The sequence below is a fragment of the Thalassolituus marinus genome (assembly GCF_020320395.1).
Classification (GTDB): domain Bacteria; phylum Pseudomonadota; class Gammaproteobacteria; order Pseudomonadales; family Oceanobacteraceae; genus Venatoribacter; species Venatoribacter marinus.
Map to the genome: position 1 here is coordinate 16,852 of NZ_JAEDAH010000001.1, position 16,330 is coordinate 33,181.

Below are 16,330 nucleotides of genomic sequence, written 5' to 3' on the forward strand. Positions count from 1 at the left end.
GGAAACTCCCTGATAGTTTTATCCATTTGACTCAGATCAACAGGGGAAAAACCCCTACTAGGACTACGTGATCTACGTCAAGACTGTTTTTCACAGACAAGGCAATCTGAACTCATACAACAAGGAGACCTGCGCATGACTATCGAAAACCACAACCTGCACAACGAATTTCCGGAAATGGGCGATCAGATTCGCGCCCTGAAGATGAAAGACCGTCACTTCGCCCGTTTGTTCGACGAATACCATGACGTTGATCGCGAAGTACGCCGCATTGAAGAGGAAGTAGAACCAGCGTCAGACGAGCGCCTGGAAGGCCTGAAGATACGCCGCCTGCACCTGAAAGATGACCTGTATGCGATGCTGAAGGAAGCCTGATAAGGGCCTGTGTCAGACACAAAAAAGCCCGGTTCATACCGGGCTTTTTTTATCACTGAGGCTCAGATGCTACCGACATCCTCGCCCTGCGCCTGCAGGTCGGCATGATAGGAAGAGCGTACCAGCGGACCACTGGTTACGCGGATAAAGCCCATCTCTTTAGCCATATCACCCAGCTGCTTAAACTCCTCAGGCGTGACAAAGCGCTTCACCGGCGAATGATCGCGGCTTGGCTGCAGATACTGGCCCAGCGTGATGTGATCAATGTTATGCGCACGCATATCGCGCATGACCTCAACCACTTCCTCATTGGTTTCGCCCAGTCCCAGCATCAGGCCAGACTTAGTGATGATATCCGGGTTGCTGGCCTTGTAGGCTTTCAGCAGGTCCAGTGACCACTGATAATCGGAACCCGGGCGACACTCTTTGTACAGGCGTGGCACGGTCTCCAGATTGTGATTAAACACATCCGGTGGGGTTGCACCGAGAATTTCCAGCGCAATTTCCATACGACCGCGGAAATCAGGCACCAGGGTTTCGATCTGAATACCCGGCGAGCCTTCACGGGTCAGACGAATACAATCGGCAAAGTGCTGGGCACCACCGTCGCGCAGATCATCACGATCCACCGAGGTAATAACCACGTACTTAAGCCCCATATCGGCAATGGCGGTTGCCAGATTAGCTGGCTCATCCGTATCCAGTGGGTTGGGACGACCATGGCCCACATCACAGAACGGACAGCGACGGGTACAGATATCACCCATGATCATGAAGGTTGCGGTACCACCGCCAAAGCACTCGCCAATGTTCGGACAGCTGGCTTCTTCACAAACAGTGTGCAGTTTGTGCTTGCGCAGCTTCTCTTTGATTTCAGCAATCTTCGGGGTAGCCGGAATACGAACCCGGATCCAGTCCGGTTTACGCGGCAACTCTTCGGTTGGAATAACCTTAATCGGAATACGGGCTACCTTGTCGGCACCTCGCAGCTTTTCACCCTGAACCACTTTTACTTTATCTGTCATGTCACGCTCCGGGCTGACAGAGATGTCTCAGCAGCTGAACTTCTAATTCACCGGCAACCTCATCGAAGGTGACCGGTGCGGCGGTTTCGGCAACCACCTGTGTCATTTCCATTCCCGCATACCCGCACGGGTTAATGCGATGAAAGGGCTCCAGATCCATGTCAATGTTAAGCGCCAGCCCATGGAAAGACCGACCATTCTTAATCCGCAACCCCAGCGAGGCGATCTTGCAGCCGCCGACGTACACTCCCGGCGCGTCATCGCGCGGCGCCGAATCGATACCAAAGGTTGCCAGAGCAGCAACAATCGCCTGCTCTATGGCTGTCACCAGAGCCCGCGGCCCCCACCCTTTGCGCTTGAGATCCAGCATCAGATACACGACCAGCTGGCCCGGTCCATGGTAAGTAACCTGGCCACCACGATCTGACTGAATAACGGGAATATCGCCAGGCATCAGCACATGCTCTGCCTTGCCCGCCTGCCCCTGGGTGAATACGCGTTCATGCTGCAGAAACCAGAGTTCATCAACTGTGCTGTCATCACGCTCTGCTGTGAAAGACAGCATATCGTCGTAAACAGCGCCATAAGGGCAGACACCCAGCTGACGAACCCGGATTTCAGACATCAGATCACCATTGTTACGTAGTCGTGAGCCATCAGGTCCTGGTGCAGATTGCGCAGCTGATCCATTCCGGTCGCGGTAATGAAAACCGTCAGCGAGCGAAAGGTACCTTTGGCACTGTCGCGCACCTGAATGCGTTTAGCGTCAAACCCCGGCGCGTGGACACTCACGATTTCAAGGACGACGTCAGAATAGTCATCGCAACAGCGGCCGAGTATTTTGACCGGATAGTTTTCACAGGGAAATTCGATTTTGGGAGCTTCAGGCTGACTCAAGACAGTGCCCTCGTAACAGATTAACGCCCATATATGGTTGTAACCCGGATGGATTTCAAGCGCTACCGGACTTTGGGCGTAGCCGGCAGCGCAGAAGAGACAGAATCAGGCGAACAAGCGGGCAAAGAACAGCTTAATACTGCCCCACAGACGACCAAAGAAGCCAGCTTCCTCAACATCATTGAGGGCAATCAGCGGGCGCTCAGCACGTACTTCACCTTCCTGGCTCAGAACCAGACGACCGACGACCTGACCTTTACTGATCGGTGCTTCCAGGAAGTCTTCAGTCACGATGTTCACATCCAGCTCGCCTTTCAGACCGCGTGGCAGAGTCAGATACAGCTCATCTTCAATACCGATGTTCAGCTCAGCTGACTTACCCAGCCAGACCTTGCTGGTTTTCAGCGAGTCACCGGCGCTGTAAACCTTACGGGTTTCAAAATAGCGGAAGCCATAGGCCAGCAACTTCTGAGTTTCACGGGCGCGAGCCTCTTCACTGCGAGTGCCCATCACAACGGCAATCAGTCGGGTATTTTCTTTTACCGCCGACGCCGCCAGACAGAAACCTGCTTCATCAGTATGGCCTGTTTTCAAACCATCAACCGAAGGGTCACGCCACAGCAACTTATTGCGGTTGGGCTGGCGAATGTTGTTGTACTCAAAGTACTTCTCCGCATACAGCGAGTAGTAATGCGGATGATCTTTAACAATACGCAATGACAGAGTCGCCAGATCACGCGCAGTGGTCAGGTGATTCTCGGCCGGCCAGCCAGTGGCGTTTACAAAATGCGTGTTATTCATACCGAAGCGCGCCGCGTACTGATTCATCCACTCAGCAAACGCATCTTCAGAGCCTGCAAAATATTCCGCTACCGCAACAGATGCATCATTACCAGACTGAACGATAATGCCGCGCAGCAAATCAATCAGAGGAACCTGAGTGCCGACACGAACGAACATCTTCGAGCCGCCCTTACGCCAGGCTTTTTCACTGATCGGCACCAGCGTATTTTCGTTAACGTTGCCCAGTTCCAGCTCATGCACAGCAATGTAGCTGGTCATCATTTTGGTCAGACTGGCTGGCGGCAGCTGCTCATCAGCATTGTGCTCCACCAGGATTTCGCCACTGTCCGCATCCAGCAGAATGTAAGCAGTTGCGTCCAGATCCGGGGCTTTAGGAACAATAACAGCAGCCTGGGCAACAGATGCCCAGACAGTAAAAAACAGTACGGATAACAATCGCATAATTAAAACTCTGAACCGTAAGATATACACGGGCGCGCATTGTAACACGCTGTCGATTTTTTGCAGGTACCGGCACTCGAACCCACCGTTTACAGTGACCCCGAGTACTACAGAGAGTTCCTACTGGCTGAAAATAAACCAGCAGATACAAAAAAAGCCGGCATCAGCCGGCTTTTTCGCTGAGCAAATCAGTCTGTTGACTGACGCACCAGAGACACTTCACGTGACGGGTGCAGGCTCACAAACGGCTCCGCATCCGCAACCGATTCATAGCTGTGACGCAGACGGAAGGTTTTATCCAGACGACGCATACACAGAGTCAGACGCACTGTCAGCCAACGGTAATCGGCCTTGTCAGAGGTATGCACCACCACGGACGCATCGTTATCAAGAATCGCCTTACAAACCGGCTCCAGCGAATCCACAATGTCACGATCTCGCTCACTCAGCATCTCAGCTGATACCGGATAACTGGCCAGAGGCGCCGATTCTTCTTTTGCATCTTTCCACAGGCCAGATACTTCTGAGCGCTGCTGACGACTGGCAACAGCAATCACTTTAGGTGCTTCCGGCTTGGGCTTCTGCACAACAACCGGTGCAGGCGCCGCAGCAGGTTTTGCCTGCTGAGTGCGGGCTTTTTCAGCATCCGCTACGCGTTTGGCCGCCGCTGCTTTTTCGGCTTTTTCAGCTTCCGCACGACGCAGGCGCTCTTCTTCCGCTTTACGCTTACGATCAGCTTCAGCTTGTTTCTTCGCTTCAGCAGCCAGGCGTTTTTCTTCTTCCGCCTTGCGCTTACGTTCGGCTTCTACACGAGCTTTCTCTTTAGCCGCTGCTTCAGCCAGTTTTTTCTGACGCGCCAGCTCTTCCTTGCTTGGACCTTTGTCTTCCGCTTTGGCTGCTACTGCAGGTGCGCCTTTATACACTTTATCAAGTGTCGCTTGTGCGTCTTCAAGACCAGGGGTCAGCGAGGCAACCAGCCATACCTTATCGAGGTATCCCTGAGCTTTTGCATAATCTTTTGAGGCGATCGCAGACTCAGCCAGTGCAACATACGCTTCGCCCCACTCATACGTCAGTGGCACGACACGGAAATCGAATGGCGCTTCCTCACGGAAAGCGTCAATTTTTTCCAGCGCGTTATTCCCCGATGGGCTGGAAAGGCGTTTGGCTGCAATATCGGCTTTAATACCGCCGAGCAGTTTCTCGAGACTCTCTGTTGCAGCGTCAGCCGGAACGGATACCAGTACCGCAGCAGACAACCAAAGAGGCATAAGGATGTTTTTCATGAACAGCAGCTCGTCGTTGTTATCATTTTATTAGGCGCAATCACCCTGTAAGATGCAGAATTCTGGCGTCAAATGTCAAGTTTCTTTCAGGTTGGAGAGTATTTATGTGGCTTCGTGCCGGTTCCCTGTTATTCGCACTGCCAGCAGTTATTCTGCTGTCGCTCTATGGTATTGAAATGTCGGCGCTGACCGACTGCACCCAGAGCGGAGGCCATTATGACTTTATCAATGGCGTGTGCAGTGATTCTGAGCAACCTCAGATCAGTTATTACCAACGCCACACCATTCTGGTCAATCTGATGATGCTGGTTTCGATTGCCGGCACCTTTGCCATGGTATGGGGCATGATGCTGCGCGGCATGAGTCGCCCAAAAGATTAATAGGCCCGCTCAGCGAGCGCAGCACTTCTTGAATTTTTTCTCGCTGCCGCAGGGGCAAAGGTCATTGCGCCCCGGCTGCCAGCGATGAAAATCGGCATTGCCATCCAGGTAGCGCCAGTAACCATCATCGCCGAGACTGAAGCGGGATATTTCCGTCAGCTCCAGCCACTCACTGCCTTCGCGAAAACGCGCGGTAAAGCGCACACTACCCTCATTGCCCTGCTGTGCAGACTCATGAATCTGCAGTGAGAACCATTGCGTGTCTTGCGTAAATTCAAGATTCGCAGGACGTGTGCGGGCATCCCAGCTGCTTAACAGGTAGTCGGCTTTGTCCAGCGCAAACGCCGCATAGCGCGACCGCATTAACGCCTGCGGTGATGCCGCAGGCTGACCATCATGCAGCGGTTTACAGCACTGTTTATAAACCTGGCCAGAGTGGCACGGACACAGCATTACTGCAGCCCACCATCCGCCTGGCGTGCGAGCGCAAATAACTGCCCGACCATCTGACTGAGTTTTTCACTGCGTTCAGGTGAACCCAGAACCAGCATGAAACGCTCACGCATACCAGGCAGAGCCAGCAAATCAGCCACCAGGGCATTAAATGCGCCTTCTCCCTGTGCGTTCGCAGCCAGACATTCCAGATACATCAGTAACAAGCCACCCTCGAGGTCGCGCCAGCAGCGACTGCCAATAGCGGCCAGTAATTCAACGTCATGTTTCAACGGATGGGCCAGAATCACCTGTAGCAACAACACGCGCTGATCGGCGTTTACGCTGTACGATAACGCTCGAACGAAAGCCGCCAGATCGGCCACCGTTGCCCCCGCTGCCACTACCGCCGACAAGGTATCGTTCAGTGCCGAGGTCAGCCCCTGATCCGGAGTGGCGTTCTCAAGGAAATTCAGCAGTGCATTGCGCGGCACCGCAGGTAAATGCGGCAGAGCTTTCTGCACCAGTAAACTGTTGTGTTCTTCATCCAGACGGGCAACCACTTCCGCGAGCCCCTGCAAGCCCAGCTGCTGCCAGTTATCCCAGCCGATATCACCACTCAGGTAAGCGCGCGCAGTGGCATAAAACTGCGTCGCCGGTTGACCCAGAGTCTGCAAAGCCTGGGCATGGAAATAGGCCATACGCGATGGGTCTGGCTTATAGGTACAAGGCGCCTCACCGTGTTCTTTATCCGGGTTGGCAGCGACACGCAGCCAGTGCTGAATAAAGCCATCACGGAAACCCGGCTGCAGGATGTTCTGTTCATCCAGTGGCAGTTTCAGGAACCAGATATTGTGCTGACCCGGCTGATCCGGATTCCAGCTGAGAATGCCCAGCCATGCATGTTTGAGATAAGGTGACGCATGGGGCGTGGCCAGCTGCTCGAACGAGGCAAAGCGGTCCAGCGGAATCTCTTCAATCCGGCGGCCCATATCGAATACGCGCATCTGTGCGCCACTTTTGCTTACTAATTCACCAATGGTCACGATCTTGTCCTACTGTCTGCAGACACCGGTCAGCCCGGTACAATGGCGCGCAGTGTACCAGTTTTTGCGTTATGCTCCGACCCGCAACCGAATCACCCGCAGGAGATAACATGATCATCGTATTCGCTGTGCTGGCAGGCATCATTATCGGCGCAGGAAGTGCAGGCTACCTGCTGTCCCGTCGATGGCAGAGTCAGATCGAACAGGCAAAAAGAGATATGCAGGCGATCGCTGATCAGCACCAGCAGGAAGCCCAAACCGCTAAAGAGATGAAGCAAAAAGTCGCAGATCTGCAGTTTCAGCTGACTCAGGCCAACAACGAACTGCGTGCACTCAGGAACGGCGCAGCAAATAACGACTGATCAGCAACGCGATAGCGGTAGCGACAATCACCACCAGCGCCAGCCAGGCACTCAGCTGACTGCCCTTCAGTTCATCCCCAAGCCAGTAAAGCGGTGCAATATAAGCCAGGCTCCAGGCAACGGAAGAAACCAGATTCACCAGCCAGAAACGCAGCGGCGACATAGCACAGGCACCGGCGGTTGCCGGAATCAGTGGCCGCAGCGGGCCAATAAAACGGCCAAAGGCAATGCTCATCACCCCGTATCGGTCAAAAAACTGCTGACTGCGTCTGAGCCAGTCCGGATGATTGCGGAACACTCCCCAGTGATAAATACGCTGGCGCGTGCTGTAGCCGATATGAAAGCTGATGCCATCACCGAGCAGCGCACCAACAAAACCGGCCAGCAACAGCCAGTGCAGGGAAATGCCGGCTGCCACTGCCAGCAACACCAGAGCTGATAGCAGCGCCACACCAGGTATAAGCAACCCGACCAGCAGCAACGACTCCAGAAATGCCAGCATCCCCACCGCGAAGATAAGCGTCAGTACTGTCCACTCAGTACCTGCCATCCAATCATCAATCACAGGCCGTGCTCTCCTTCATAGACTTCACTCGTGCAAGGCCGTATTCTGGCACCTCAGCATAACAACAATAAATACAGCTCATGAGCATTCTATCCTCCGATGCCAAGGATACATCCCGCATCAGCATCAGCGCCCATTACACCGGCTATGTCTGGTACCGCCACGGTCTTTCTGCACCGGATTTCGTTACTGTTGCCGGCCGTGTAGCCAACGCCGCCCTGACCCCGATCAACGCTTTTCTGCGTAAAGTCGCCGGCGCCAGTATTGATACCTTTCTGCTACAGCGTCATAACGTGATTGATCATCTGGTCAGCCAGCTGGTTGAAGAACAGGGCGTCGAGCAGATTGTCGAAATCGCCGCCGGTTTATCACCACGGGGCTATCGTCTGCGCCAGAAATATCCGCAGCTGACCTATATCGAAGCCGACCTGCCAGGCATGGCAGCACGCAAAGGATCACTATTAAAGAAAATCGGTGTTGGTGCCCAACACCAGGTCCGGGCCTGCAATATTCTCGAAGAAAGTGGCGATGAGTCCATTGCCGCCCTGCTGGCCACGCTTGATCCGGGTAAGAAAACCGCCATCGTCACCGAAGGCCTGGTGAATTATTTTGAACTGCCAGTGATTCGTCAGGTCTGGGCCCGTATGGCAGATGGTCTGAAAGCCTTTCCGGCGGGTTATTATGTCACCGACCTGTACCCGGATTTTGCCGATCATCCTTCATACAAGTATGTGAAGTTCGCTCAGGGTCTGGTGGGTTTCTTTACCCGTGGCGATTGGCCATTGCACTACCCTTCCGACGAAGCCATCCGTGCCGGATTCAGCGAAGATGGATTTGCCGGCGTAGAGGTACACGACCCGGCGAGCTTTTACGAACAACTCAATCTGCCACGCGCCAAAACCGCAACGCTGGTACGACTGATCCGCTGCGCTGTGTAAGCACAGCGGATACCACCGCCAGATTCAGTCCTGAAAAGCGGCCAGCTGCAGGCTGGTACGCTTCTGTTTCTTCAGTTTGGCCAGTAAGCGTTTTTCCAGATCGCGACTTTCCTCACCATTCTGCCAGCCAACCGCCGAAGCACTGACGGAGATCTCCGCAAATGGCTTCCAGGTCTGTTGCTGCAGGCTGCGTTTGACCCGCTCCATCAACACGATGGCACCGTCTTCCTGACAGTTGGGCAACACCAGTACAAACAGATCATCAGCCAGACGAAACACTTCATCACCGGCACGGATCAGACGCTGCGTACGCTCGGTAAAACGCGGCAGAAACTGGGTCATCACCCGATTACCGTGGATATCAATCAGCTGGCGATAATCATCGATGGCCAGTCCAATCAGGCTGAAGCTCTGACGAGTAGAGTCACATCGGGCAATCTCCCGTTCCAGCGTCTGTAAAAAGTGACGGCGATTGTAGGCTCCGGAGGCCTGATCGGTCAGCGCCAGACGCTTCAGCGACCAGTTTTTCAGAGTAGTCAGATAAGCGAAACACCAGGCGGCCCCCAGCAACAGTCCATAATTGGTACCGGTGCGCAGGGCCTTCATCATGCCAAAATCCAGCCAGATCAGGGCGGTCATCACCACGGCGACGGCTATATTGAACAGCGTCGCCTGATACAGTGGTAAGGCGAAATAGCTGAATAACGGCAAGCCAAACAAATAGTGCTTCATCAGTTCCGGATACTGCGGCAACTGATAAATCGCCAGCCCTGCCAGCGTCAGAATCAACGGATAATTCACCCAACGATAAGTATCCCGATCGCGGTTTACATAGATGTAGACCGCACTGAAGGCGAACGCAGGAATGGCGATAGCGTTAGTCAGTACCAGTGAATACAGCCCCTGGCGATACTGGTCGTACATCAGAATACCAATCGCCAGTGACGCCAGCATGTACACCAGCGTCTGCAGACGCGGCAACAACTCTTCCTGTGACAGATCATGCAGCATACAGACCTCCGCGTACCCGGGCGATCAACGCCTGCGCATCATCGTCCGGACGATAACTCTCAGCGTGAACCAGCAACGAACGTAGCTCCGGATGACGATTATCAAGCAGCAGTTGCTCCAGTGCCTGAGTCAGACCGCGGGCATCATCTTCATCTGAATCCGGCATAAGAATAACGAAGTCATCGGTATTCAATCGGTAGCAGGCATCAAAGCTGCGCAGACACTGGCGTAACTTGCGTCCCAGATAGCCAAGCCGCTGTTCGTAATCTTCTTCTTTCAGCGCGTGCCAGTCCGCTGGCGTCGCAATCGCCAGCACCGTCATTGACGAGCGCTGACGATCAGCGCGGGTCATTTCTTTGTTGAGGTCGAGATACAACTGATGCTCGTTGTACACCTGAGTCAGCGGGTCAGTATTTACAATTTCCGTCAGCGCGTGATTAGTGCGCTCATTGATCAGAGCGTACATCACCGAGAATGCGTAGCAGGCAGCATAAGTGAACAGCACCTGCAGGCGGGTAAAACTGTCAAAGTCGTCCAGCACCAGTATCACCAGCGCCAGACTGTAGGCCAGAGTGATGTAACTGGCAGTGCGAAACGGAAACAGGAAATAGGTATAGACCGGCACCAGGTAGGTCCAGTGAGCAACTTCCGGCCGCTGATGCATGCCAAACAGGGTAAACACCAGTAGCAGACCTACCAGTATCCATTCCGGGTATGGCGACGAGCCCTTGCGGCGACGCACCAGCATATAAGCCGCATACAGCACCAGCAGCAGCGAGAAACTGGCGGCAATAATGGCGAAGTGCTTTTTGTCTTCCAGCAGGTCCAGAGCTGCAATCACACTGAGACCCAGTGCCGTCAGCAGACAGTAGACGACTTTAACCTGCAACATCACCAGGTTGTGAAACTTAACTTTTTCCATAGAGGTGAGCGTCCGCTTCTCTGCTTCCTGTTATCTGATTATTTTTTGAGGCGCTATCTATTCCAGTTATACTAGCGCACTTTATCCGTTACAGGCTGTTCAGGTTATACCGATGAACGTATCTGAGTACATGCAGACTCTGGGGCAGAACGCCCGCAAGGCCGCCCGCGCCATGGCCCGCGCCAGCACCCAGGACAAAAACAAAGCCCTTCTCGCCATCGCTGAAGCCATCAGCGAACAGCGCGAAGCCGTAAAAGCCGCTAACCAGCGCGATATGATCCGAGGCCAGGAAAATGGTCTGGATGCTGCGCTGCTGGATCGTCTGGAACTGACTGACGAGCGCATCGACACCATGATCGAAGGCCTGCATCAGGTTGCCACGCTGGCCGACCCAGTGGGTGAGATCACCGACCTGAAATACCGTCCAAGCGGCATTCAGGTGGGCAAAATGCGTGTACCACTGGGCGTTATCGGCATCATTTACGAAAGTCGTCCGAACGTAACCATTGAAGCAGCCAGCCTGTGTCTGAAGTCTGGTAATGCTGCCATTCTGCGCGGCGGCTCAGAAGCCATTGAAGCCAACCGCGCCCTGGCCGAATGTATCAGCACCGGTCTCGAAGCCGCAGGCCTGCCAGCCAGTGCCGTGCAGGTGGTGGAAACGACCGACCGCGAGGCTGTAGGCGCACTGATCACCATGCCGGAATACGTTGATGTGGTTGTACCTCGTGGTGGTAAAGGCCTGATCGAACGTATCAGCCGCGACGCCAAGGTCACCGTGATTAAACACCTGGATGGTATCTGTCACGTTTATATCGACGAATTCGCCGACAAAACCAAAGCAATCAACATTGCCATCAACGCCAAGACCCACCGCTACGGGACCTGCAACACCATGGAAACCCTGCTGGTGCACCAGGCCGTTGCTGCGGATGTTCTGCCGGAACTGGCCGAAGCCTATCAGGGCATTGGCGTTGAACTGCGTGGCTGTGAGCGTACCCGTGAACTGCTGACCGATATTAACTCAGCGACGAATGAAGACTGGGCGACAGAATATCTGGCTCCGATCCTGTCCATCCGCATTGTCGATGATATGGACAGCGCCATTGATCACATCAATCACTATGGCTCGCACCACACCGATTCCATCGTGTCCGAGAACTACACACTGGCACGCCGCTTCCTTACCGAAGTGGACTCCAGTTCAGTAATGATCAATGCCTCGACCCGTTTTGCTGACGGCTTTGAATACGGTCTGGGGGCTGAAATCGGTATCTCCACCGATAAAATTCACGCCCGCGGCCCGGTAGGCCTGGATGGTCTGACTTCGCAGAAGTACGTCGTACTCGGCAATGGCGAAGTCCGTAAATAAGCCTGACCCGCAGCGCCCGCAACGATGGGCGCTGCTGGGCGGCACCTTCGATCCGATTCATATCGGACACCTGCGTATCGCTGTGCAGCTGAGGGATCAGGGCTTTGATAAAGTTTTGCTGATTCCCAACAGCATTCCCCCTCATCGCCCGCAACCGCAGGCGACCGGCAAGCAACGCCTGGCAATGCTGGCCCTCGCCTGTCAGAACCTGACCGGTGTCGAACCCTGCAGTATTGAGCTGGAACGCGACGACCTGAGCTACAGCGCCGTTACCGTTGCTGCGCTGCGAGCCCAGTATCCGGACGTTGGCTTCACCTGGGTGATGGGGCAGGATGCCTGGCAAGGATTTGAACACTGGTACAAACCGCTGGAACTGCTGGAGCAGGCCAACCTGCTGGTCATCAGCCGCCCCGGAGTACGCAGTGTCAGTCACTGGCAGGAGCTGCAACTGGAACAACGTGAGTGCGATTTGCCGCAATTATTGGGATTCAGTGCCGGACATATATGTCTGCATCACTGGCCTGAACTGGATATATCCGCCTCTGACTTGCGCCGGGCTATCAAGCAGGGCGACAATGTCACCTTTCTGACACCGGACGCGGTGCTGGAATACATCATTCAACAACAACTCTATCGATAGAACTGAATGCAAACTGAGCAAATAAAATCCCTGGTGGTTGACGCCCTTGAAGATATGAAGGCGCAGAACATCACCGTACTGGACGTTCGCGGCCGTACATCCGTTACTGACTGGATGGTAATCGCCACCGGTACGTCCAGCCGTCACGTTTCCGCTGTTGTCGGTAACGTTGAAGAAAAAGCGAAACACGCAGGCCTGCGCCCTAACGGCACAGAAGGTCGTGGCGCATCCGACTGGGTTCTGATTGACCTGTTCGATGTCGTCGTACACGTCATGACCGATCAGGCCCGCCACTTCTATGATCTGGAACGCCTGTGGGGCGAGCCGGACGAGTCAGGTAAGCAGGGATCTGCTGACGCATGAAGCTACGCCTGCTGGCGGTAGGCCATAAGATGCCGGGCTGGGTTGAACAGGGCTTTGCCGAATACGCAAAGCGCCTGCCAGCCGACTGTGCTCTGGAACTGGTCGAAATTGCTCCGGGACACCGGGCAAAAAACACCAGCAAGGAAAAGGCTATGCAGCAGGAAGCTGACGCCTTGCGTAAGGCCATACGTCCTGGCGACCACGTCGTTGCACTCGATGTTCTGGGTGCAACCTGGTCTACCGAAAAACTGTCGCAGCAGCTCGAAGGCTGGCGCATGCAGGGTGGCGATGTGGCCCTGCTAATCGGCGGCCCGGACGGCATGACGCCTGATATTCTGTCTCTGGCCAGTCAGCGCTGGTCGCTGTCGGCACTGACGCTGCCCCACCCTCTGGTGCGCGTGATGCTGGCGGAACAACTGTACCGCGCATGGACCATCCTGCAGGGTCATCCCTACCATAAATAAGAGACGGAACCATGTGGGAGCATTCATTCAGGGATAAAGCTGCCGAAACCAGACTCTTTCGCTCGCGGGCGATCACCCTGGCCGTCTTTATATTACTGATGATCAGCATTCTGGTCTGGCGTATGGCCTATCTGCAGATCACACTGCACGATAAATACAAAGACCTTTCTGAAAACAATCGCATTCAGCTGCAGCCCATTGCTCCCAATCGCGGACTGATCTACGACCGCAACGGTGTGCTGCTGGCGGAAAACGTCCCCTCATACAGTCTGGTTCTGGTCCCTGAACGGGTGACCGACATGGACAAAACCATCGAGTTTCTGGACACCCTGATTGGTGTCAGCGAGCGTGATCGTGAGCAGTTCGACAAACGCAAGAAACTGCGTCGCCGTCCGTTCGAACCCATTGTTCTGCGTCATAAACTGAGCGAGGAAGAGATCGCTCAGGTTATGGTCAACCGTATGTACCTTCCAGGTGTTGATGTGGAAGCACAGCTGGTGCGCCATTATCCGCTGGGTGAATCCTTTGCCCACGTACTGGGCTACGTCGGTCGTATCAATCAGAAAGAGCAGGCAACGCTGGATGCTGATGCAGAAACCAAGCGCCGCTACAGCGCAACCCAGTACATAGGTAAGCTTGGCGTAGAAAAACGTTACGAAGCCGATCTTCACGGCGAAGTCGGATACCAGAAGGTCGAAACCAACGCCCGTGGCCGGATTATTCAGGTGCTTGAGCAACAGGACCCGACACCAGGCCAGGACATTACATTACATCTCGACTCACGCCTGCAGACTCTGGCACAGAAAGAGATGAAAGGGATGCGCGGCGCTCTGGTGGCCATTGAAGTGGCGACTGGCGGTATCCTCAGTCTGTACAGCAACCCGAGCTTCGACCCCAACCTGTTCGTCACCGGGATCTCCCACAAAGACTACTCCGACCTGCGCGACAACCCGGACCTGCCACTGTTCGATCGCACCATCCGTGGTCAGTATCCACCAGCATCAACACTGAAGCCTTTTATCGGACTGGCAGCCGTTAATTCCGGCATTACCAACTGGGGCGAAACCATCGACGATCAGGGCTGGTTCCAGCTGGAAAATGATGAGCGCCTGTATCGCGACTGGAAAAGAACCGGCCATGGCGTTGTAAACCTGGAGCGCGCGATTGTCGAATCCTGTGATACCTATTTCTATGAAATGGCGGTTCGCGCCGGTATCGATACAATTTCGCCTTTTCTTGCCCAGTTCGGCTTCGGCCGGGACATGACGCTCGATGTTATTAATGCTCTGCCCGGCCTGTTACCAGACCGCGACTGGAAACGTGCTCGTCGTAAATCTTTCTGGTATGCCGGTGACACAGTAAACCTCGGTATCGGCCAGGGCTTTATGCTGGTTACGCCACTGCAGCTGGCGACCGCCACCTCGGTTCTGGCCAGCCACGGTGAATGGAAAGTGCCACGCCTGATTTACGCCCATGACGATGTGATTGACGAAGTTCCGCACGGCGACATCCCGGATATTGAACTGAACAATGTCAAAGACTGGGATCGAATGAGCAATGCCATGTCTAAGGTAATTACCGGCACCCACGGTACCGCTCGCCGCTTACTGAGTCGTCTCGACTTTCCTATTGCCGGTAAAACCGGCACGGCGCAGGTAGTGGGTATCAAGCAGGATGAGGAATACGACTCCGAGTCCCTTAAGGAACGTTTGCGCGACCACGCTCTGTTTATTGCCTTTGCTCCGGTCGACAAACCGGAAATTGCCGTTGCCGTGGTCATTGAAAATGGAGAGTCCGCTGGTCGTACCGCGGGTCCGATTGCCCAGAGCATCATCAACGAATACCTTGGAGGCGCAGAGGGCTGATGGCCAGTACAGATTTCAGCCGCACCATCGGCAGCGGTCACCACCACGGTTTCAGCCGCAGTCAGGCATTGTTCGAGCGTATCCACCTGGATCTGCCACTGACCCTGCTGATTCTAGCCCTGACCATTTGCGGGCTGGCCATACTTTACAGCGGTAGTGGCCAGGAATGGGGAATGGTCAAACGTCAGGCCATTCACTTTGCCATCGGTCTGGTGGTAATGATTACCGCTGCACAGCTGCCACCGCGCTTTTATCAGGCAATAGCTCCCTGGGCATATCTGGTCGGTCTGGTCGCCCTGCTACTGGTGCTGATCATGGGTGTTGGCGCCAAAGGTGCGCAGCGCTGGCTGGCAATTCCCGGTTTACCACGTTTCCAGCCATCAGAGCTGGTTAAACTGGCGCTGCCATTAACCGTTGCCTGGTACATGGCGCGCCATCCTGTACCACCGAAATTTTCCGTGCTGGTCAAAGCCATGATCATTATCGGCCTGCCCACGGTGATGATTCTCAAGCAGCCGGATCTCGGCACCTCAATCCTGATCGGTGCTTCAGGTGTCCTGGTGCTGTTTTTCGCCGGCATGTCATGGAAACTGATCATCAGTGGCGGCGCTCTGCTGGCAGCCAGTGCTCCGGCGATGTGGTTTTTTGTGATGCGTGATTACCAGAAGCAACGGGTACTGACCTTCCTCAACCCGGAAAGTGACCCACTGGGATCTGGCTGGAATATTATTCAGTCGAAAACGGCCATTGGCTCAGGCGGTATTGATGGCAAAGGCTTTTTGCAGGGCACACAATCACAACTCGAGTTCCTGCCGGAAAGCCATACCGATTTTATTATCGCCGTACTGGCCGAAGAGCTCGGCCTGATTGGCGTACTGGCACTGCTCACTTTGTATTTTTTCATCATCATGCGTTGCCTGTATTTATCGGCTCAATGCGAAACTTTATTCGGTCGCTTGTTGTCCGGAAGTTTATCGGTCACATTTTTTATTTATGTGTTCGTGAACATCGGCATGGTGAGTGGCATCTTACCAGTGGTAGGCGTACCCTTACCTTTGGTGAGCTACGGTGGTACATCGGTTGTCAGTCTGCTGACAGCCTTTGGTGTTCTGATGTCCATGGCGACTCACCGGCAAAACCCGTAA

At 54.4% G+C, this 16,330-nt stretch carries 20 protein-coding genes; 10 read left to right on the forward strand and 10 right to left on the reverse strand.

Annotation, left to right across the window (positions count from 1 at the left end; all coding sequences use genetic code 11):
• The first annotated feature begins 135 nt into the window (after nt 1-135).
• On the forward strand, nt 136-375 hold the full coding sequence (locus tag I9W95_RS00085; protein ID WP_225670411.1) for a YdcH family protein: 240 nt from the start codon (nt 136-138) through the stop codon (nt 373-375).
• 62 nt (nt 376-437) lie between these two features.
• On the opposite strand, the gene lipA is transcribed toward I9W95_RS00085, so the two are convergent.
• From lipA to I9W95_RS00110, 5 genes are all read right to left on the reverse strand, one after another.
• Nucleotides 438-1,400 (reverse strand): lipoyl synthase, encoded by a 963-nt coding sequence (lipA, locus tag I9W95_RS00090; RefSeq protein ID WP_225670413.1) that lies wholly within the window; start codon nt 1,398-1,400, stop codon nt 438-440.
• A gap of 1 nt (nt 1,401) precedes the next feature.
• On the reverse strand, nt 1,402-2,025 hold the full coding sequence (gene lipB, locus I9W95_RS00095) for a lipoyl(octanoyl) transferase LipB (protein ID WP_225670415.1): 624 nt from the start codon (nt 2,023-2,025) through the stop codon (nt 1,402-1,404).
• Entirely contained in the window at nt 2,025-2,297 is a 273-nt protein-coding gene (locus tag I9W95_RS00100; RefSeq protein ID WP_225670417.1) for a YbeD family protein, read from the reverse strand. Before I9W95_RS00100 ends, lipB begins: the two co-directional genes overlap by 1 nt.
• A 105-nt stretch (nt 2,298-2,402) precedes the next feature.
• The gene (locus tag I9W95_RS00105) at nt 2,403-3,542 is read right to left on the reverse strand and encodes a D-alanyl-D-alanine carboxypeptidase family protein (RefSeq protein ID WP_225670419.1); all 1,140 of its coding nucleotides are present in this window, start codon (nt 3,540-3,542) and stop codon (nt 2,403-2,405) included.
• A 188-nt stretch (nt 3,543-3,730) separates the two neighbouring features.
• Nucleotides 3,731-4,828 carry a hypothetical protein gene (locus I9W95_RS00110; RefSeq protein WP_225670421.1) on the reverse strand — a complete coding sequence of 366 codons (1,098 nt, stop codon included), beginning with the start codon at nt 4,826-4,828 and terminating at the stop codon, nt 3,731-3,733.
• 104 nt (nt 4,829-4,932) lie between these two features.
• On the opposite strand from I9W95_RS00110, the gene I9W95_RS00115 reads away from it, so the two are divergent.
• Complete coding sequence (locus I9W95_RS00115; protein ID WP_225670423.1) at nt 4,933-5,208, forward strand: hypothetical protein; 276 nt, start codon at nt 4,933-4,935, stop codon at nt 5,206-5,208.
• 9 nt (nt 5,209-5,217) lie between these two features.
• On the opposite strand, the gene I9W95_RS00120 is transcribed toward I9W95_RS00115, so the two are convergent.
• Nucleotides 5,218-5,661, reverse strand: a complete 444-nt coding sequence (locus I9W95_RS00120; RefSeq protein ID WP_225670425.1) for a YchJ family protein — start codon at nt 5,659-5,661, stop codon at nt 5,218-5,220.
• The gene (locus tag I9W95_RS00125) at nt 5,661-6,686 is read right to left on the reverse strand and encodes a DUF3549 family protein (protein WP_225670427.1); all 1,026 of its coding nucleotides are present in this window, start codon (nt 6,684-6,686) and stop codon (nt 5,661-5,663) included. The genes I9W95_RS00120 and I9W95_RS00125 overlap by 1 nt, the downstream gene beginning before the upstream one ends.
• Nucleotides 6,687-6,796: 110 nt before the next feature.
• Here I9W95_RS00125 and I9W95_RS00130 point away from each other — a divergent pair, with 110 nt between their 5' ends.
• Nucleotides 6,797-7,048, forward strand: a complete 252-nt coding sequence (locus tag I9W95_RS00130) for a hypothetical protein (RefSeq protein WP_225670429.1) — start codon at nt 6,797-6,799, stop codon at nt 7,046-7,048.
• Here I9W95_RS00130 and I9W95_RS00135 read toward each other — a convergent pair.
• Nucleotides 7,020-7,613, reverse strand: coding sequence for a DedA family protein (locus I9W95_RS00135; protein WP_225670431.1), 594 nt, complete (start codon nt 7,611-7,613; stop codon nt 7,020-7,022). The two genes, I9W95_RS00130 and I9W95_RS00135, sit on opposite strands and share 29 nt — an antisense overlap.
• 80 nt (nt 7,614-7,693) lie before the next feature.
• Here I9W95_RS00135 and I9W95_RS00140 point away from each other — a divergent pair, with 80 nt between their 5' ends.
• Nucleotides 7,694-8,551, forward strand: a complete 858-nt coding sequence (locus tag I9W95_RS00140; protein WP_225670433.1) for a class I SAM-dependent methyltransferase — start codon at nt 7,694-7,696, stop codon at nt 8,549-8,551.
• Nucleotides 8,552-8,575: 24 nt separating this feature from the next.
• Here I9W95_RS00140 and I9W95_RS00145 read toward each other — a convergent pair whose 3' ends face one another.
• Nucleotides 8,576-9,562, reverse strand: coding sequence for a diguanylate cyclase domain-containing protein (locus I9W95_RS00145; RefSeq protein ID WP_225670434.1), 987 nt, complete (start codon nt 9,560-9,562; stop codon nt 8,576-8,578).
• The gene (locus I9W95_RS00150; RefSeq protein ID WP_225670442.1) at nt 9,552-10,484 is read right to left on the reverse strand and encodes a GGDEF domain-containing protein; all 933 of its coding nucleotides are present in this window, start codon (nt 10,482-10,484) and stop codon (nt 9,552-9,554) included. The genes I9W95_RS00145 and I9W95_RS00150 overlap by 11 nt, the downstream gene beginning before the upstream one ends.
• A 112-nt stretch (nt 10,485-10,596) precedes the next feature.
• Between I9W95_RS00150 and I9W95_RS00155 the strand changes: the two genes are divergently transcribed.
• The 6 genes from I9W95_RS00155 to rodA are packed head-to-tail and all read left to right on the forward strand — an operon-like array spanning nt 10,597 to nt 16,330.
• Complete coding sequence (locus tag I9W95_RS00155; protein WP_225670444.1) at nt 10,597-11,853, forward strand: glutamate-5-semialdehyde dehydrogenase; 1,257 nt, start codon at nt 10,597-10,599, stop codon at nt 11,851-11,853.
• Complete coding sequence (gene nadD / locus I9W95_RS00160; RefSeq protein WP_225670446.1) at nt 11,834-12,493, forward strand: nicotinate-nucleotide adenylyltransferase; 660 nt, start codon at nt 11,834-11,836, stop codon at nt 12,491-12,493. The genes I9W95_RS00155 and nadD overlap by 20 nt, the downstream gene beginning before the upstream one ends.
• Nucleotides 12,494-12,499: 6 nt before the next feature.
• Nucleotides 12,500-12,856, forward strand: a complete 357-nt coding sequence (gene rsfS, locus I9W95_RS00165) for a ribosome silencing factor (RefSeq protein ID WP_225670448.1) — start codon at nt 12,500-12,502, stop codon at nt 12,854-12,856.
• Nucleotides 12,853-13,320 carry a 23S rRNA (pseudouridine(1915)-N(3))-methyltransferase RlmH gene (gene rlmH, locus I9W95_RS00170; RefSeq protein ID WP_225670450.1) on the forward strand — a complete coding sequence of 156 codons (468 nt, stop codon included), beginning with the start codon at nt 12,853-12,855 and terminating at the stop codon, nt 13,318-13,320. Before rsfS ends, rlmH begins: the two co-directional genes overlap by 4 nt.
• 11 nt (nt 13,321-13,331) lie before the next feature.
• Nucleotides 13,332-15,185 carry a penicillin-binding protein 2 gene (gene mrdA, locus I9W95_RS00175; protein WP_225670452.1) on the forward strand — a complete coding sequence of 618 codons (1,854 nt, stop codon included), beginning with the start codon at nt 13,332-13,334 and terminating at the stop codon, nt 15,183-15,185.
• Nucleotides 15,185-16,330 (forward strand): rod shape-determining protein RodA, encoded by a 1,146-nt coding sequence (gene rodA, locus I9W95_RS00180; RefSeq protein ID WP_225670454.1) that lies wholly within the window; start codon nt 15,185-15,187, stop codon nt 16,328-16,330. The genes mrdA and rodA overlap by 1 nt, the downstream gene beginning before the upstream one ends.